Origin of the sequence: Microbacterium sp. NPDC057741 (assembly GCF_042798735.1) — a bacterium.
Classification (GTDB): domain Bacteria; phylum Actinomycetota; class Actinomycetes; order Actinomycetales; family Microbacteriaceae; genus Microbacterium.
This window is the reverse complement of record NZ_JBHVJW010000006.1, coordinates 129,480-147,880: the sequence shown is the minus strand read 5'-3', so window position 1 is coordinate 147,880 and position 18,401 is coordinate 129,480. Positions and strand designations below refer to the sequence as shown.

Annotated in this window: 13 protein-coding genes and 1 pseudogene; 3 read left to right on the top strand and 11 right to left on the bottom strand. The window is 68.4% G+C overall.

All coding sequences use genetic code 11. The features are described from left to right. Positions 1-39 precede the first annotated feature (39 nt). Genes ACFVDO_RS17345 through ACFVDO_RS17330 form a run of 4 tightly spaced genes read right to left on the bottom strand, consistent with a single transcriptional unit; the run spans position 40 to position 6,301 of the window. Complete coding sequence (locus ACFVDO_RS17345; protein WP_378859418.1) at positions 40-3,168, bottom strand: hypothetical protein; 3,129 nt, start codon at positions 3,166-3,168, stop codon at positions 40-42. Between the two features lie 28 nt (positions 3,169-3,196). Continuing rightward, the gene (locus tag ACFVDO_RS17340) at positions 3,197-4,018 is read right to left on the bottom strand and encodes a carbohydrate ABC transporter permease (protein ID WP_378859419.1); all 822 of its coding nucleotides are present in this window, start codon (positions 4,016-4,018) and stop codon (positions 3,197-3,199) included. Then, complete coding sequence (locus ACFVDO_RS17335) at positions 4,018-4,953, bottom strand: carbohydrate ABC transporter permease (protein WP_378859420.1); 936 nt, start codon at positions 4,951-4,953, stop codon at positions 4,018-4,020. The genes ACFVDO_RS17340 and ACFVDO_RS17335 overlap by 1 nt, the downstream gene beginning before the upstream one ends. A gap of 55 nt (positions 4,954-5,008) precedes the next feature. Beyond that, positions 5,009-6,301 (bottom strand): ABC transporter substrate-binding protein, encoded by a 1,293-nt coding sequence (locus ACFVDO_RS17330; RefSeq protein ID WP_378859421.1) that lies wholly within the window; start codon positions 6,299-6,301, stop codon positions 5,009-5,011. Positions 6,302-6,456: 155 nt separating this feature from the next. Between ACFVDO_RS17330 and ACFVDO_RS17325 the strand changes: the two are divergent. The 3 genes and pseudogenes from ACFVDO_RS17325 to ACFVDO_RS17315 form a co-directional block, all read left to right on the top strand. Further along, a pseudogene (locus ACFVDO_RS17325) lies at positions 6,457-7,737 on the top strand (ABC transporter ATP-binding protein); the annotation flags it as partial. A gap of 573 nt (positions 7,738-8,310) precedes the next feature. Next, positions 8,311-9,069 (top strand): energy-coupling factor transporter transmembrane component T, encoded by a 759-nt coding sequence (locus tag ACFVDO_RS17320; protein WP_378859446.1) that lies wholly within the window; start codon positions 8,311-8,313, stop codon positions 9,067-9,069. Beyond that, entirely contained in the window at positions 9,066-9,941 is an 876-nt protein-coding gene (locus ACFVDO_RS17315; RefSeq protein ID WP_378859422.1) for a siderophore-interacting protein, read from the top strand. The genes ACFVDO_RS17320 and ACFVDO_RS17315 overlap by 4 nt, the downstream gene beginning before the upstream one ends. A gap of 253 nt (positions 9,942-10,194) precedes the next feature. On the opposite strand, the gene ACFVDO_RS17310 is transcribed toward ACFVDO_RS17315, so the two are convergent. From ACFVDO_RS17310 to ACFVDO_RS17280, 7 genes are all read right to left on the bottom strand, one after another. Continuing rightward, positions 10,195-10,560: a type II toxin-antitoxin system PemK/MazF family toxin gene (locus ACFVDO_RS17310; RefSeq protein ID WP_378859423.1), complete on the bottom strand. Its 366-nt coding sequence runs from the start codon at positions 10,558-10,560 to the stop codon at positions 10,195-10,197. Beyond that, a complete protein-coding gene (locus ACFVDO_RS17305) occupies positions 10,557-10,778 on the bottom strand; it encodes a ribbon-helix-helix domain-containing protein (protein WP_378859424.1) in 222 nt (73 codons plus the stop codon). Before ACFVDO_RS17305 ends, ACFVDO_RS17310 begins: the two co-directional genes overlap by 4 nt. A 257-nt stretch (positions 10,779-11,035) precedes the next feature. Then, positions 11,036-13,207 (bottom strand): dipeptide ABC transporter ATP-binding protein, encoded by a 2,172-nt coding sequence (locus tag ACFVDO_RS17300; RefSeq protein WP_378859425.1) that lies wholly within the window; start codon positions 13,205-13,207, stop codon positions 11,036-11,038. A 10-nt stretch (positions 13,208-13,217) separates the two neighbouring features. Then, positions 13,218-14,171 carry an ABC transporter permease gene (locus ACFVDO_RS17295; protein ID WP_378859426.1) on the bottom strand — a complete coding sequence of 318 codons (954 nt, stop codon included), beginning with the start codon at positions 14,169-14,171 and terminating at the stop codon, positions 13,218-13,220. After that, positions 14,168-15,112, bottom strand: a complete 945-nt coding sequence (locus ACFVDO_RS17290) for an ABC transporter permease (protein ID WP_378859427.1) — start codon at positions 15,110-15,112, stop codon at positions 14,168-14,170. The genes ACFVDO_RS17295 and ACFVDO_RS17290 overlap by 4 nt, the downstream gene beginning before the upstream one ends. A gap of 58 nt (positions 15,113-15,170) precedes the next feature. Then, positions 15,171-17,033: an ABC transporter substrate-binding protein gene (locus tag ACFVDO_RS17285; RefSeq protein WP_378859428.1), complete on the bottom strand. Its 1,863-nt coding sequence runs from the start codon at positions 17,031-17,033 to the stop codon at positions 15,171-15,173. Positions 17,034-17,219: 186 nt separating this feature from the next. After that, positions 17,220-18,383: an acyl-CoA dehydrogenase family protein gene (locus tag ACFVDO_RS17280; protein ID WP_378859429.1), complete on the bottom strand. Its 1,164-nt coding sequence runs from the start codon at positions 18,381-18,383 to the stop codon at positions 17,220-17,222. Between the last annotated feature and the right edge of the window lie 18 nt (positions 18,384-18,401).

The window sequence follows — 18,401 nt, the reverse complement described above, 5'->3', positions numbered from 1 at the left end:
CTCTCAGGCTCTACGCGGTGCGACGCGCTGCGTCGGCGATCAGGCCAGCAGCACGCCGGTCGCCTCGAAAGCACCCAGTTCGATCGGCACCGCTGCGCCGTCGAGAACGTCCAGTTCGCGACCGGCCCGACCGGCGAGCGACATGAGCCGGGCCGACCCGATCCGGAGGGAACCGGAGATCACCGCTCGGACGGGCTGCGCCGCCAGCGACTGGACCGCCAGCAGCAGGCTTCCGTCGGGGCGTCGGCGCGCCGAGAGCACCCGCACGCGGTCGTCATCGATCCCGATGCCGTTCACGAGAGGCTCACCGGCCACGTCCGTCGAGACCGCGACGCCTCGCAGCGGGCGGATCAGGTCGCCCGCGACGTGAGCCGAGCGGGCCGCGATCAGATCGGGATCGCCCCCTGCGGCGAGCGCACCCACGCGGTACGAGAAGAACATCTCGAACGCCTGCCCTGCGGGGAAGTTCGTGTCCCAGATGTTGTTGTGGATCCAGGAGAACACCGTTCCCTCCTCGCGCTCCATCAGCGTTCCGGGGAACGGTGCGAACGGCAGGGCGATGTCGCCGATCTGAACGAGCGGGGCATCCTGGGCGATCAGCACGAAGGCGTCGTCGCCCTCCGTCAGCGCCACCCAGTCGCGCACGGCGTGCATGTAGTCCGCACCGCCGGGGACCGTCTCGATACCGGTGCCGGCGACGGCACCGCCGATCTCGTACCGGACCGAGGGCGCTGCCATCGCGAACGGGAAGGCGAAGAAGCCCGACTCCTTGCCCACCCGATAGGGCTTGCTCACCCGGTTCTCGATGTCGAGATGCTCGGCGCCGTGATCGAGGCGGAACGTCGTCTCGATCCAGTCGATGCCCGGGGCATGGCTGCGGATCCGGATCCACGATGAGACGGCGTCCTCCCCCGCGTCGAGGAAGGCGGCATGCGTCGTCGATGTACGCTCGGCGAGCAGCACCAGATCGGGGCCGCTGTCGTAGACGAAGCCGGTGAGATGGTTGTGCTCGCCCTGCGGGGCCAGGACATCGTGCACGTACGTGTTGAAGCCGAAGGCCGACTCGCGGTTCACCAGCTCGCGGCCGCGCACGCGGAGCGAGCGGACGACGCCGGTGTGCGGGTCGATCTCGGCACGGGTCGTTCCGTTGTCGAGAGTCCAGGTCGGATCGGATGCCGCTCGGCCCGGCATCGTGCCGTCCGCGGCGACGGTCCTCGCTCCTTCCACGACCGTGACGTCGAACCGGCGTCCGCCGAGCGCCGGGACATCGGCGGCGAGGAATCGCACGAACCGGCCGGCCTCACGATGGTTGGGGTTGACCTGGTTGTGCTCCGCGAACGGCACCGAGGCGCCGGTGACGGCATCGGTGATGGTGATCGCCGAAGTGGTGTGCACCACGCTCTCCGGCAGCAGCAGTGTCACGGCCCCGGAGCGCGTGCGACCCTCGGTGTTCGCCACCCAGATCGCCGCAGCGCCGTCGCCGCCGCCGCCGTGGCGTTCGGCGAAGGCGTGCAGCGCCCCCTGCAGCAGCAGAGCGCCCTCCTGCTGCGCGCGCAGCGCCTTCTCGGCCTTCCAATGCCACTGATCCGTGCCGGACTGCTGGAAGTCGTCGGACGAGGTCCACGGATTCGAGGCGCCCCAGGTGTGCTCGTCGAAGAGCTCGACGCTCTCCCAGGCATCCGCCACCTGACGATCGAAGCCGGCGGCGACGTCGTCCGTCACGAAGGCGGCGATCGACTCCGCCTGCGCGATGGTCGACTGCGCCTCCCGGTTCAGCTGCACCTGCCGCGCCGCCGAGCCGTTGCCGTCCGCCCACCAGTTGTTCCAGTCCCCCGTCACGGTCTCGACCCGGTCGCCGAATCGTGCCTCCATGGTCTCGAAGAAGTCCTGGGTGCGGGTGACCCGCAGCCTCGGGGACTCCCAGCGCTCGTTCCACGCCTCGACGATCTCGTTGAGGCGGCGCGCGGGCGGGGCGTTGTCGGCCACGCGGCCCATGACCCGCAGGTGGATCTCGTCCCACGGGTAGGGCTGCCGGTCGCCCGCGCGGTCGCCGAGCGCGAAGCCGAAGACGTTCTCGTCATAGGGGAAGCCCGTCGTCGCCTCGGCGTGCAGATAGAGCGGCAGCAGGTCCTCGACCTCATCGATGCGGTTGTGGAAGCCCAGGTTCGCCGCCTCCTGGTACGCCATGCCCTCCGCGGTCGTGGTCAGCCAGACCAGCACGCTGTTGCCTGCCGGAGATGCCCACCGGAAGAACCGCGGAAGGTCGAGACCGTCGCGCAGGTACGGCACGGAACGCCCCGCCCAGTTGTGCGCCACGGAGAGGTATTTCACGCCGTTCTGCGCCAGGGCGTCGACGGTACCGGCGACGCAGCCGGGGATGTCCGTCTGGTAGGCCACCGGGATCTCCACGCCGAAGCGCTCGGAGATCTCCTGCGAATAGCGCAGCAGTCCATGCAGCTCCTCGGTCGAGCAGAGCTCGGTGTGCACGTTGAACGGCAGCGCCGCCAGCTCGATGCGACCGGCACGCACCTGCGCGAAGAAGCGGTCCACCGTCGCGGCGGAGCGGCGCTCGATCCACTCGCGCAGCACCCAGATCGACTCGACGCTCCACCGGAACGAGCTGTCGGCGTCCGCTCCGGCCGCCTCCGACAGACGCAATGCGTCGTCGAGGAACGCCAACTGCTCGCGGATCACCCGCCCCTGCATGTCCGTGTATCCGATGTCGAAATGCGAGTGGTGCACCAGCGAGACGGTCCACTCGCGGATCGGCTCCGCCCGCACGGCGAAGGACGTCTCCGAGAGCTCCGGCAGCGTGATCGTCAGCTCGACATCCTCGACGTGCGGGATGAAGAACCGGAATCCGTCGGTCGTCGGTTCCGCCGGAATCGCCAGCGGCTCGGCGCCGCCGATCGAGACCCTGGCCTCGGTGAGCTGGGCCGCCGTGCGGATCCGGATCGGGCGCTCGCGTCCGTCGGCTCCGAGCCGGATGAGCGGCTCGAGGACGACGTCGACGTCCGCCCCCGCACTCGCGGCCGGCTGGAACGCCCGGTTGCGCAGTCCCGCGATGGCGCGGTCGTGGTCGAAGGGATAGGTGCGCCGCTGCTTCGACACCGGGCGCTCGACGTAGCGGGCGCCGGTGGCGAGGGAGGCGTTCTGATCGACAGGCATGTCTCATCCGTTCCGGGTCGGGGTGCTGTCAGAGGTTGGTGGTCAGTCCGGCGACGAAGAATCGCTGGAAGAAGAGGAAGACGAGGATCGCGGGCAGCGATACCACCAGGGCGGTGGCGAGCACCGCGGGCTGCGAGAGCGAGCTGCCCTGGGTCTGAAGCGTCGCCACGGCCGCCATCACCGGCTGGTTCTCGTTGCTGATCGTGAGCGAGATCCCGAAGAACAGTTCGTTCCAGATGAAGATGAACTGGAAAACGAACGCGGCGACCATCGCCGGACGGACCAGCGGCAGGTGGATCTCGGTGAACATCCGCAGCCAGCCGGCGCCGTCGATCTTTGCGGCCTGCGCGATCTCCGGGGGCAGCGTCACCATGAAGTTGCGGGTGACGAAGAACCCGAAGGGGATGCAGAGCGCGACGTACACGATGATCAGGATCACCTTGGTGTCGTAGATGTCGAGAGCGACGCCGGCCTGGTACAGCGGCAGGGCGAAGACCTGCAGCGGCAGCAGGGTGCCGGCGTAGATCAGCCAGAACCACAGCTTCTTACGCTTGGTGGGCATGACGACGAGACCGAAGGCGGCCAGCGTGGCGAGCAGCACCGCGAACCCGGCACCGAGCGTCGCGTACAGCAGGCTGTTCAGGAACGGCGCGGTGAACGACCCGGCCTGCCAGCCTGCCGCGAGGTTGTCGAACAGGGCGAAGCCGGACGGCAGCCACTGCGGACTGCCGGTGTACGACTCGACCGGCGTCATCGCGTTGACGATGGCGAGGTAGGTGGGCACGGCCCAGATGAGGGCGAGCACCACGACGGCGGTGTTGCGAAGGAGGATGCCGGGACGCACGCGCATCATGACTCCTGTCCGAGCTGGCGCCGCAGGTACAGCCAGGAGCATGCGACGACGATGATTGTGAGGATGACGGCGATCGCGGAGCCCACCGCAGGGTCGAGCAGCAGGAACGACTGTCGGTACATGGACAGCGCGAGGGTCTCCGAGCTGCGGTTCGGCCCGCCGGAGGTGAGGACCCAGATCATGTCGAACGCCCGCAGCGCGTTGGTGATGGTGAGGCCGATGACGACGGCGGTCGTCGCCTTGAGCTGGGGGAAGATGACGTGGCGGAAGCGCTTCCAACCATCCGCCCCATCCAGGGCGGCCGCCTCGACGGTCTCCCGTGGAATCGTCTGCAACCCCACCATGTAGAGCACGACGTTCACTCCCGTGGTCTGCCAGGCGGCGAACACGATCACGCTGAGCACGTTCGACGGCCACTGCAGCAGCCACTGGATGGGGCTCTCCGGATCACCGAGCCCGAGGAACGCGAGCGCCTGATTGAGCGATCCGGTGCTGCTGAGCAGCATGTTGCCGATGATCGCCACCACGGTGCCGGCCAACGCGTAGGGCAGCACGACCAGTGCTCTCGCGACCGCTCCGAGCTTCATCGCGCTGGTCATCACGGCGATGCCGAGTCCCAGTCCGACAGGCAGGATCAGTGAGCCGATCGCCCACATCAGGGTGTTGACCATAGAGCGCTGCAGCGCGGGGTCGCGGAACATCGTGACGTAATTGTCGAGTCCGACGAACCCGGCATCGGCGTTCCCGACGAACGACCGGTAGATCGTGAACACGAACGGCAGCAGCAGCACCACGCCGACCACGAGCAGCCCCAGGCCGACGAACGGGATGGCCGCGACGCGGGCCCGCCGTTCGTGTCCGGGTGCGTCACCCGCATGCGAACGGGTGCGCCTGCGCACCGTGGTCACCAGTTCGGTCTCAGTCACCGACACGATTGACACCTCCTTCGGTTCCGGCGGGGGCGACGAGCGCCCCCGCCGTCACGCGTCATCCGATCGTCGGGTTCTCGTCCCACGCGGCCCACTCCTGCTCGGCCTGCCGCGAGAGCTCCTTCAGGGTGCCGTCGATGTCGGGCGAGACCATGAAGCCTCCGAAGGTGGCGATGCTGGACTGCACGAACTTGGGCGGGAAGGACTCGTAGTACCGGTTGACGTACACCGGCTTCTGCTCCTGCACCTGGGCGAGGATGCTGTCGAGCACCGGATCGTCTACGGTCACCTTCGGGTTCGCGGAGAAGTCGCCGACGAATTCGGACCACGGTTGCTGCACGTCGGCGGTCATCCAGGTCACGAGCGCCTTCTTCGCGGCCTCGAGGTTCGGGGCGTTCTTGGGCACCGCGATACCGGCCGTGTCCGCCACCACGATGGGAGGCGCGCCGTCGGTCATCGACGGAGTCAGGAAGGCCCCGTAGTCGTCGGCGGTCATCCCGGCCTCGCCGAAGAAGCCGTTGTACCAGGTCGCCATGTTGATCAGGCCGACCTTGCCGTCCTTCATCATGGCGGGACAGTCGGTGAACTTCGTGTCGGGGGCGGTCACGAGTCCGTCGTCGATCCACCCCTTCCAGATCTTCATGGAGTCCTTGATGTCGGGGTCGGTGAACTTCACCTTGTTCTCGGTCAGACCGTCATACAGGTCCGTGGACTTCGCGCTGACGATCTGCTGGAAGGGCACGAACGTCTCCCATCCGGTCTGTCCGGAACACATCTGGTAGCCGGCCTTGCCGAGCTTCTCCACCGCGGTCTCGTACTCGGCCCAGGTCTTGGGCGGCGCCGAGATGCCGGCCGCCTCGAAACCTGCCTTGCTGTAGTAGGTCACCCAGGAGGACTGGTTCAGAGGCAGGGCGTACACCTTGCCCTCGTAGGAGAAGTAGGGGCGCAGTGCGTCGTTGAGGTTCCCGGCGTCGACAGCGGCTTCCCATTCGGCGGTGAGATCCTCGATCTGCCCGGTCGCCGCCAGACCCTGCAGCATCTTGCCGCTCCACCACTTGATGAGGTCGCCGGCCTTCTTCGTCGGCAGCGCAGCGAGCACTGTCTGGGTGTAGTTCTGAGTAGTGGGCAGGGACTGGGTCTTGATCCCGAAGCCCGTGTCCTTGCGGATCGTCTCGCCCGCGGCTTCGAACCCCTTGGTCCACTGCGGGTTGTCGTTGTACATGATGAGGTCCTTCGTCCCCGAGTCACCACCGCCGGAGCCGCTGGAGCATCCAGCGAGTGCGGAGACGGCGATGACTGCCGTGATTGCGCCTGCGAGAAGCCGGCGGCGTCGAGTGAAGATGCTGTGCATGAGGATCACCTCTCTGTGATTCGGGTGCATCGCCGAAGCGATGCGGTCATACTTGCATACAAGTACGCTAGTGGTCAAGGATTCGCTCCCCCCTCATGCCGACTCAGGTAAGGCTCAGCTAAGTTAGTGGGTACCGAAGTGTTGGGAGTCAGTCCGTGCGCACATCCGCGCCCCTGCTCCGCGTGCGTGACCTCAGCATCACCCACGCGGGTGCCGCGCATCCGTCGCCGCAGAACGTCTCCTTCGACATCCATGCCGGCGAGGCCGCGCTGCTGCTCGGTCCGAGCGGCTCGGGCAAGTCCACGCTGACGCTCGCCCTGAACGGGCTCATCCCGCAGTCCGTGCCCGCCGAGATCGCCGGCACCGTGGAGGTCGCCGGGCTCGGCACGACGGACACCCCGGTCGCCCGACTCAGCGGGCACGTCGCGATGGTCTTCCAGGACCCCGACGCACAGCTGGTCACCGGCACCGTGCTCGACGAGGTCGCGTTCGCGTTGGAGAATCAGCTGCTGCCGGTGGACGAGGTGCTCGGCCGAGCTGAGACCGCGCTGCGCCGGGTCGGCCTGTGGGAGCGCCGCAGCTGGAACCCCGATCTGCTCTCCGGCGGCGGCCGCCAGCGACTCGCGATCGCCTGCGCGCTCGCGATGGGGTCGCGGATGCTGGTACTCGACGAGCCCACCGCGAACCTCGACCCGCAGGGCACGGCCGATGTGCACGCCGCGATCGCCGACGTCGTCGCGGCAGGCGACCGGGCGGTGCTGCTCGTCGAGCACGAGTACGAGGCCGCACTGGAGTTCGCGACACGGGTGATCGAGCTGGGGCAGGACGGGTCGTTGCTGTTCGACGGTCCGGTTGACCTGTTCCTGTCGCCCACGAGCGCAGGAGATCCCGCGAGGACAGGACGATTTCGCAGCATCCGTCCTGTTCCCGCCGAATCTCCTGTTCTGGATGCCACGAGCCCCGCGGTCTCTGTGCACGGCCTCCATGTGCTGAAGCAGCGCGATGAGATCCTGCGGATCGACGAGCTCGACATCGCGACCGGCTCGTTCACGGCCGTGGTCGGTGCGAACGGCGCCGGCAAGACCACGCTCATCCAGGCACTCGCCGGGGTCGTGCCGCCCGCCGCGGGCAGAGTGCGCATCGCCGGACTGGATGCGGGCACCGCATCACCGCGGCAGCTCGCCGCCAGGGTCGGCTTCGTGTTCCAGAACCCGGAGCACCAGTTCATCGCGCACACCGTGTTCGACGAACTCGCGCACGGCCTGCGACTGCAGCACGTCCCGGGGCCCGAGACAGAGCAGCGCGTCACCGATGTGCTCGAGCGGTTCGGCCTGACGCACAAGGCGCAGACGCATCCGTTCCTGCTCTCCGGCGGCGAGAAGCGCCGTCTGTCGGTCGGCACCGCGATCATCACCCGGCCGCAGGTGCTCGTGCTCGATGAGCCCACGTTCGGCCAGGATCGCGACCGCGCGGCCGAGCTGCTCGCCCTGCTCACCGATCTGCAGCGCGAGGGCACGACCATCGTCGTCGTCACGCACGACCTGCGCCTCGTCGCCGAGCACGCCACGCACACCGTCGTCCTCGCAGACGGCCGGATGCTGGCCAGCGGCCCGACCACGGATGTCCTCGCTGACCGGCCGCTGCTCGAGCGCGCCGGGCTGCGCCCGGTCGCGGCGCCGAACCCGCTCCCGCTCCCGCTCCCGCTCCCGGCCCAATCCAGCACAGTCCCCGCACCCAGCACTGTGCCCGATCGCGACCGGAACGAAGAGGCGCCGCTCGACGACGTGGCTCCGCCTGCTCACGCATCCGCCCTCCTCTCCACTCTGCCCGCCGTGGGCGCACCGGACCTCCCGAGCGGAGCGATGGACACTTCTGAGCGAGCTGGCATCGGGTCTCGCGGGGGGATGTCTCGCCCAGGGGCATCCATCGCGGAGCGCCCCGACCGGACGCCTCCTCAACTTCCCGAAACAGACCCCTACGCAGAGACCCCGACACCCCGGCGCTTCTGGCTGCACCACCTGAACCCCCTCGCCAAAGCGCTTCCCGTCGTCCCGGCCATCGTGCTGCTCGTGTTCACGCGCGATCTGCTGACCCCCGCACTCTTCCTCGCACTCTCCTACGTCGTCATCCTCAGCGGCACCCGCATGACTCGCCGCATCGCGCTGCTGCTGTTCGTCGCCGTGCCGGTGGGCCTCGCGGTGATCACGCTCGGCTTCTCACTCTGGGTGTCGCCGGAACTGATCGCCGGAACCCCCGGCATCCTGAGCATCGGCGACTGGACCCTGCGCACAGGAGCCCTCGCGATCGGCGCGGCCACCGCGCTGCGCCTCGGCGCGATCCTCGCGCTGGCGCTGATCGGCGGTCTCACCACGACGGGCCCCGACCTGGTGCGCGCGGGCGTGCAGCAGCTGCGCATCCCGTACCGGATCGGCTACACGGCGCTCGCCGCCTACCGATTCGTGCCGCGGTTCGGGCACGAGCTGTCGATCATCCGCGCCGCGCACCGGGTGCGCGGCCATCACGGCGGGCGCGGACCGTTCGCCCGCCTGGCGCGCGGATGGGGCTACATCGTGCCGCTCCTGGCGGGAGGCATCCGGCATGCCGAGCGCGTCGCGCTCGCGATGGATGCCCGCGCCTTCGGCGCCCACCCCACCCGCACCGAGCGACATCTCGTGCCGTGGCGCGTGCGCGACACGATGTTCACGGTCGCCGTACTCGCGGCATCCGCTGTCCTCCTGTTCGCGACCTTCCCCTGGGAGCTGCCATGACCGCCGCCAAGATCGTCAAGCCCGAGGTGCAGGAGCTGCTGCATCTGACCGTGCTGCGCACCGAGCGGATCGCACCGCGCTGGGTGCGCGTCACGTTCGGCGGCGGTGACGTCGGACGGTTCCGCCCGTTGGGCTACGACCAGTGGTTCCGCCTGTTCCTGCCGCTCGGCGGCGAGGCCGCGCTCGACCGGGTGCCGCCGAAGGCGAACGGGATGCTGGGATACCTGAAGTTCCTGCGCATCCCCGACGGCGAGCGCCCGGTGATGCGCAACTACACCGTGCGCGCGTATCGTCCGGCGACGTCGGGGACCGGCGCCGAGATCGACGTCGACTTCGTGCTGCACGGCTCGGCTGCCGAGGGCACCGCGGGCCCGGCATCCCGCTGGGCCGAGACCTGCCGGGCCGGCGAGCACGTGCTGGTCATCGACGAGGGTCTGTGCTTCAACCCCGAGCGCGGCACGGACCGCGTGGTGCTCGTGGGAGACGAGACCGCCCTGCCGGCGATCGCGGGCATCTGCGCGTCGCTGCCCGCCTCCGCGACAGGCGTCGCGATCGTCGAGGTCGGGGACCTGGCGGATGCTCTGGACTTCCGGCATCCTCAGGGCGTGGAGCTGCGTTGGGTCGTGCGCCCTGCTGGGGAGGCGCCCGGCGCCGCGGCGCTCGCCGCGCTGCACGCGCAGCGGCTGCCGGATGCCCCGTTCCACGCCTACCTCGCGGGCGAGCAGTCTCTCGCCTCCGGCGGACGACGGATGCTCGTGAACGAGCGCGGGGTCGACAAGGGCCTCGTCAGCTTCACGGGCTACTGGAGGATCGGCGCCTCATCGCCGGCTTCCCGCGCCTCTCGCGAGGCCGCTGCCCGGCCGACCGCCTGACACGCCTGTCCTGTTTGCACCCGGCGGACCGATCTGCAGACGGCGAATGCCACGCGGTTAGTCCCGCCGCCGGATGCAGAACCGTCCGCCATCTGCAACCCGAACAGAGCGCACAGCTGCTCCGGTCCCAACGGATGCGGGTGCTCCCGCCCCACACCCGCAACGGGTGAGACCGGAGCGGAAGGACGCCGCCCGCTGGCCGCACTCCGCCGATCCGTGGGACCGCGAGCTTCTCTCAGACCGCGAGGTTCTCTCAGAGCGCGAGGTGCAGGCGCAGCGCCTCGTCGAGCGCGCCCATGAGTTCGGCAGGCACCCAGCCGACCGGGCGTGCAATACGGGCGACCGCAATCGTGCGCACCTGCTCGGCCTGAGCCTTCGAGTCTCGCTCGAGACCGGTCGCCGACGCCGGCAGCAGCACCTGGAACGGATGCGCCCTCGCGACATTCGTCGTCAGCGGCACGACCGTCACAGTGGCGCGCTCACTGCGCACGGCCACGGCATTCGCCGTGTTGTTGCTGACCACCACGGCAGGCCGCGTCTTCGCCGCCTCCGAACCGACGGCCGGGTCGACTGCGACCAGCACGATCTGCCCCCGTCGAAGCACGGATGCCACGGTCATGCCGATGCGAGTCCGTCGTCGGATGCCGCATCCCAGTCCTCGTCGTACCCCTCGGCGTAGGCCTCGGCATAGGCATCCGCCAGTCGGCTCTCCCGCAGCAGTCGCACGGCATCCTGCACGGCGGCCGATCGCGATGCGTACCGACCACTGACGGCCTCAATGTCGAGGAACGTCACGTCGTCCTCGCTGAGACTGAGGCTGACTTTCGTGTACGACATAGGCCGATGCTACTCTGGTAGTAACTTCACTGCTACCGTTGCACCCGGAGGACCGATCTGCAGACGGCGAATGCCACGCGGTTAGTCCCGCCGCCGGATGCAGAACCGTCCGCCATCTGCAACCCGAACAGAGCGCACAGCTGCTCCGGTCCCAACGGATGCGGGTGTTCCCGCCTCCACACCCGCAATGGGTGAGACCGGAGCAGAGGATGGCGGCCAAGAAGGGCGAGTCCCGCCAGTACGCAAGGCGAGCCGGATCAGGACGCGGGGTGGCGGCCGGTCTCGCGCACCGGCCCCATCCCCTCGGGCCGGTGCGCGGCGGCGTCGAGGAACGACGCGGCCTCGAGCGGGAAGTGGCAGGCGACCCGGTGGGCGCCCGGCTCCCCGGCATCCTGTGCGGGACCGCCACCGACGCGCAGCATCGGCTCGACCTGCGCGCAGATGTCCTGCGCGGCGGGACAGCGGGTGCGGAACCGGCATCCGCTGGGCGGATCCATCGCGCTGGGCAACTCACCGCTCACACCGAGCTTCGCCTTCGAGCGCTCGGCTGCAGGGTCGGCGACCGGGATCGCGTCGATCAGGCCGCGTGTGTAGTGGTGCTGCGGGGCCGCATACACCTCGGCGGCCGGCCCGATCTCGACGACCTTGCCCAGGTACATCACGGCGATCACGTCGGACAGGTATCGCACCACGGACAGGTCGTGGCTGATGAACAGATAGGTCAGCTCGCGCTCGCGCTGCAGCTGCTTCATGAGGTTCAGCACCTGCGCCTGGATCGACACGTCCAGGGCCGACACCGGCTCGTCGGCGACGATCAGCGCGGGTTGCAGCGCGAGCGCCCTCGCCAGGCCGATGCGCTGCCGCTGGCCGCCGGAGAACTCGTGCGGGTACCGCTCGGCCGCACGCTTCGGCAGGCCGACCGCCTCGAGCAGCTCGTCCACGCGCCGGTCGCGGTCGCGCGCGGTGCCGACGTGCTGGATCTCCAGCGGCTCCCTCAGAATCGCGCGCACCCGCATCCTCGGGTCGAGCGAAGCGTACGCGTCCTGGAACATGAACTGCACGTTGCGACTGTCCTCGCGCGGGTCGCGCCGTCGGCGGTGCCTCAGCTCGCGACCGCGGAACAGGATGCGTCCGGAGCTGGGCAGATCCAGGCCGACCACGAGCCGGCCGAGCGTGGTCTTCCCGCATCCTGACTCGCCGACCAGCCCCAGCGTCTGCCCGCGCCCGATCCGCAGGGATGCCCCGGCCACGGCGCTCACGGTGCCGACCGCACGGCGCAGCAGGCCGCCGCCGGTCACCGGGAAGTCCTTCACCAGGTCGTCGAGTTCGAGCAGCGGGGTGCCGTCGGCGGGGATGAAGCGGGTCGGGGCGACCCATTCCCGGTCATCCGCAGGCGTCTCGGCATCCGCCGGCGCGCGCTCGGCGACCACGGCATCGGCCATCGCCGGCATCGGCTCCATGCGCGGCACGAAGCACGCGAAGGCATGCGTCGGGTCCACGTCGTCGGCGCTCTCCAGCGGCGGCACCTCGGTGCGGCACCGCTCCACCGCGAAGCGGCAGCGCGGCGCGAACGGGCACGCGTTCGGGCGGTCGATGAGATCGGGCGGCAGCCCCGGGATCGAGTACAGCCTCTCCCCTGTACCCGCGGCGCGCTCGGGAAGGGCCTCGAACAGCGCCTCGGTGTAGCGGTGCCGCGGCCGGTCGAACAGCACCTGCGTCTCGGCGGTCTCGGCCACCCGCCCGGCGTACATCACGACGACCCGATCGGCCCGGCCGGCGATCACGCCGAGGTCGTGGGTGATCAGGATCACCGCCATGCCCAGCTCGGCCTTCAGCCGGTCGATGAGCTCGAGGATCTGCTTCTGCACGGTCACGTCGAGGGCGGTGGTCGGCTCGTCGGCGATCAGCAGCTTCGGTCGGCAGATCAGCGCCATCGCGATCATCACGCGCTGCCGCTGTCCGCCGGAGAGCTGATGCGGGTAGCTGCCGAGCCGCTGCTCCGGATGCGGGATTCCGACGAGCTTCAGCATCTCGACGACCTCCTCCCGGGCCGCCGCACCGGAGAACCCGCGATGCAGCAGCAGCGGCTCCGCGACCTGCTCGCCGATCGTCTGCACCGGGTTGAGGCTGGTCATCGGGTCCTGGAAGATCATGCCGATGTCGCCGCCGCGGATCTGCTGCAGGTCTCGCTCCGACAGCTTCGTCAGGTCCCTGCCGTCGAAGAGCACCTCGCCGTCGGTGATGTGACCGCCGGACGGCAGCAGTCGCTCGATCGACATCGCGGTCATGGTCTTGCCGCATCCGGATTCGCCGACCAGCCCGACCGTCTCGCCGGCATCCACGGTGAACGAGACGCCGTCGAGCGCGTGCACGACCGTCTTGCTGAGCCGGATGTCGACCCTCAGCTCGGAGACCTCCAGAAGCGCCATCTCTCCCCCATCACCGCTGCTGCAGGCGCACCTCGACCGCATCGCGCAGTCCGTCGCCGACGAGGTTCACCGCGACCACCACGAGGATGATCGCGAGACCGGCCGGATAGATCAGCCACCAGTAGTTCAGGAACACGTACTGGGTGCCGTTGCTCAGCATCGCGCCCCAGTCGGTGGCGGGCGGCGAGATGCCGAGTCCCAGGTAGCCGAGATAGGCGACGAGCAGGATCGCGTCGGCCACCTGGAACGTCGCGTTCACGATAACGGTGCCGATGACGTTCGGCATGATGTGCCGGCTGACCGACCGCCACGACGATCCGCCCATCACGCGCACCGCCTGCACGTATTCGCGCACGCGCAGGGTGAGTGCCTCGCCGCGGACCAGTCGCGCAGGGACCAGCCAGGCGGTCAACCCGATCACGAAGATCATCACCGGCAGCGAGGGTCGCACGATCGTCACCAGGAACAGCAGCAGGAACAGGATCGGGATGGCCAGGAGCGCGTCGACGATGCGCATCATGATTCCGTCGATCGCACCGCCGAAGAACCCGGCGACCGCGCCCCACAGGGTGCCGACGATCGTCGCGATCGCCGCCGCGGCGAGCCCGACGATGAGCGAGGTCTGCCCGCCCACCATCAGCCTGCCGAGCACGTCGTACCCCGACCCGTCGGTGCCGAGCGGATGCCCTGGGCCCGGCGCCTGGTTCGCCGCCGCCAGGTTCACCGTGACCTGATCGGTCGGATAGATCAACGGGCCGACGAAGCAGAACAGGATCGCCAGGGCGATGACGACCAGCCCGACGATGGCGAGACGGTTCTGCACGAACACCTCGAAGCCGAGCCGGAACAGGCTCTTCGGCCTGCCCTCGAGACGCCCCGCGGCCGCGCGGGGCTCCGTCCCGGGGGCAGGGCCGGTGGCGCCGACCTGGTCCACCGCGGTTCCGGTGCGCAGCGTGGTGCTCATAGCGCCACCCGCGGATCGATCGCGGCCAGAGACAGGTCGGCGAGCAGGTTGCCCAGCACTGTGGCGAAGGCCGTGACGATCACGACGCCGAGCTCGACCGGGTAGTCGGACTGCTGCGCCGCCTGCCAGAAGAGCAGCCCCATACCGGGGAAGTTGAAGATCGACTCGGTGATGAGCGCGCCGGCGAACAGCGCGGGCAGCGACAGACCGAGCAGGGTGATGATCGGGATCAGCGCGTTGCGCAGCACGTGCCGCCACAGCACGCGCGACGACGAGGCGCCCTTCGCGCGCGCGGTGCGCACGTAGTCCTGACCGATGTTGTCCAGCACCGAGGAGCGCATGTAGCGCGAGAAACCGGCGATGCTCAGCAGCGCGAGCGTGACGATCGGCAGCACCATGGCGGGGAACTGCTGGAAGATCGGGATCACGCCGTCGGACTGCGGCGCCTCCGGCGGGAACCAGCCCAGGTACGACGAGAAGATCTCGATGAGGATCAGGCCGAGGAAGAACGTCGGCGCCGCGTAGAAGATGAAGGACAGGCCTGTGGCGACGTAGTCGAAGACGTGGTTGCGCCGCACGGCCTGATAGATGCCCACCGGGATCGCGACGATCACGGTGAGGATCAGGGCGAGCAGCGCCAGGATGATGGTCTTGGGCAGCCGCTCGGCGAGCAGGGATGCCACCGACTGGTTCAGCACGTACGAGTAGCCGAAGTTGCCGGTGAACCATCCGAACACGCTCGTGAAGTACTGCACGACCAGCGGCTGGTTCAAGCCGTTCTGGGCGTTGAACTGGGCCACCTGGAGCGGCGTCGCCCGCGGACCGAGGATGGCCCGTGCCGGACCGCCCGGCAGCGAGTGCAGCAGGATGAAGACGATCACAGTCACGACGAGCACGACGAGCACGGCCTGCAGCAGGCGCCTGATGATGTATCCGATCATCGCGTGCCTCCCATCGTGCTCGTCGCGTCGTCAGTGATGGATCAGTCGCGAGCACCGTTCAGTAGTGCCACTCCTCCGGGGTGATGGCCCCGTAGGGGTTGTTGTGGTCGTAGCCCTGCACGCCGTTCGCGACCTCGGTGAGCGAGTAGGTGTAGTTGGGCTGGTAGATCACGGGCACGTTCTGCGCCATGAAGTCCTCGTACGCCTGCATCACCTCGTTGCCGCTGGTGGTGTTGGTGGCTGCGATCAGCCTGTCGAGCTCGGAGCTCGAGTAGCTGCCGGAGTTGGAACCGGCGCCCGTGGCGAACAGCAGTTCACCGGTCGGGTAGTAGTCGGGTGCGTACACCCAGCCGCCGCCCCAGTTGCCCATGTCCCAGGTGCATCCCGAACCCTTGCAGGGCACGGCGGTGGAGGTCACCTGGTTGAACGGCTCGGGCTTCAGGTTCAGCGTGATGCCGACCTGCGCGGCGTTCGACTTCATCGAGGCCATCGCGGTGTCGATCGTCGCGTTGCCGCTGGCGTACGGCAGCGAGAAGGTCAGCGCGGTACCCGCCGCGATGCCCGCCCCGCAGTCGCCCTTCGCCGTTCCCGGCTTCACGCACGTCGTCTCGCCCTTCGGCACGACCTTCCAGCCGTTGTCGCTGAGGTACTTCGTGGCGTTCGCGATGCTGAACGGATACGGGTTGTTCTTCTCGGACTGCGAGATCAGCGGGCTGTCCGGGAACAGCGGCACGGGACCCGTGGTCTCGACGCCGTAGTTCTTGGCCGTGGAGCTGATCACCCCCTGCTGATCGACGATCGACTGCAGCGCCTGACGAACGGGCAGCTGCGAGAAGATCGGGCCGGTCTTCGGGTTGTTGTAGTTGATCGGGAAGTAGTTGAACCCGTAAAGGAACCACGGCAGCAGCCGGTAGTCCTGGCTCAACGGGTTCGGCCCCGCGGCATCCGGAGCGCTCGACGCGGGCTTGGGCTGGGCGATGTCCTGCGTCGGGATGTACCCGATGTCGAGGGTCTTGCCCGACCGCACCACGTTGAACTCCGCGGCATCCGTCGTGAACGGCACCATGTCGAATTCCTTGACCTGCGCCTTGACGGGGCCGGAGTACTTCGTGTTCGGCACGAATGCGACGTGGCCGTCGGAGTTGAAGCTCTTCAGCATCCACGGTCCGTCGACGACCGACCACACCGGGCTCTTCGCGTAGGACGGCAGGTCCTTCGACTGCGCCTGCAGGTAGCTGAACACCGCCTTGCAGCCGCTGACATCGGTCGCGCAGGTGCCCTTCTGGCTGGCACTGGTCATGTCCCAGGCCATCGGCATGGGCGTGATCTGGCTGAGCTGGTTCATCAGGAACCACTCCTGGCTGTACGCCTTGTCCGTGGTCAGCACGAGCGTCTTGTCGTCCTTGGCCGTGGCGGACACGATGTTGTCCGGGAACTGCCCCGGTGCGTACCCGGCGTAGTTGGCCTTCTCGGCCTTGTCCATGTTGATCCAGAAGATGACGTCCTGGGCGGTGACGCTCTCACCGTTGGACCACGTGTACGGGTTCATGGTGATGGTGATCGTCTTGCCGTCCGGGCTGAACACCGGCTTCTGCGCGAGGCTCAGCGAGTAGTCGACGCCGGTCTTGCCGTTGTCGCCGTACCAGTACAGCGTGCGGTACAGCATCAGCTGCATCTCGGAGTTCGTGACGCTGAAGTCGGCGATCGGCGAGAACGGCCAGATCCAGTTCGGCACGGTGGCCGGCGGAAGCGCCCAGGAGATGGTGTTCGCCGCCTTGTCCGGGGCGTTGGCGTTCGCCGGCGCGGCGGTGCCCCCGCTTCCGCCGCCGGCCGAGCATCCCGCCAGGATGACGGATGCCGCGGCGACCAGCAGCGCGGGGAACAGCAGCCGACGCTTCGCGCCGGCACGATGAGGAATCATGGCAGACCTCCCGACTCATGCTCGCGTGGCGGCCGTAGCGAGTCTGTCTGCGGGGGTAGCGCGCGGGACTTTCCTCTTCCATTCAGCGCCTCGCAATCAGGGAATGGGCTGGGATTGTGCCCTGATCTCTGAGAGAACGCAAAGGCCGCCCGGATGCATCCGGGCGGCCTTTCTACTCAGCGTGTGTCAGCGCTTGCCGACGAGCTGCTTGCCCACCAGGTCGCGCATGATCTCGTTCGTGCCGCCGTAGATGCGGTGCACGCGGGCGTCGGTGAACGCCTTCGCGATCGGGTACTCCATGATGTAGCCGTAGCCGCCGTGCAGCTGCACGCCCATGTCGAGCAGCTCCCACTCGCGCTCGGTCGCCCAGAACTTCACCTTCGCGGCGTCCTCGGCCGAGAGCTTGCCGTCCTTGTAGGCCAGCAGCGCGCGGTCGATGTACGCCCACGTGGCATCCGTCGTCGCGGCCATGTCGGCCAGGCGGAAGCGGGTGTTCTGGAAGTCGGCGATGCGCTCGCCGAAGGCCTCACGATCCTTCGTGTAGGTGAGGGTCCACTGGAACGCCGCCTGCATGGCGGCTGCCGCGGCGACGCCGATCGACAGGCGCTCGAGAGGCAGGTTCATCATCAGCTGGATGAAGCCCATGCCCTCCTTGCCGCTGATCAGGTTCTCGTCGGGGATGAAGACGTCGGTGAAGCTCAGCTCGGCGGTGTCCCAGCCGTGGAAGCCCATCTTGCTGAGCTTCTTGCCCTGGTCGAAGCCCTCCATGCCCTTCTCGACGATCAGCAGGCTGAACGCGTCGGGACGGTTGCCCTCACCGGTCTTGACGAACGTGACGACGATGTCGGCGGTCGTGCCCGACGAGATGAACGTCTTGGCGCCGTTCAGGATGTAGCCGCCGTCGACCTTCTTCGCGTTGGTCTTGATGCCGCGCAAGTCGGAGCCGGCGCCCGGGTCGGTCATGGCGAGCGCGCCGAGCACCTCACCGGTGGCCATGCGGGGCAGCCACTTCTCCTTCTGCTCCTGCGTGCCCATGTGCACGAGGTACGGCACGGCCAGGTCGTCCTGGATGCCGAAGGCGCCGGCGAGCGAGCCCGCTCCGGCGGCGATGACCTCTTCCATCACGATGGTGCGGAAGCGGTAGTCCTGCAGCATGCCTGCGCCGCCGAACTCCTCGGGGACCGACAGGCCGATCAGACCGGCCTCGCCCGCGGCGAGCATGGTGGCGCGGTCGATCTCGCCCGCCGCCTCCCACTTCTCGATGTTCTCGTTGGTGGCGTAGCGCTTGACGAAGTCCTTGACCAGGTCGCGGAAGGCTTCGTGGTCCTCTTCGTAGATGTCGCGTTCCATCTCACTCCTCCAGGCGTG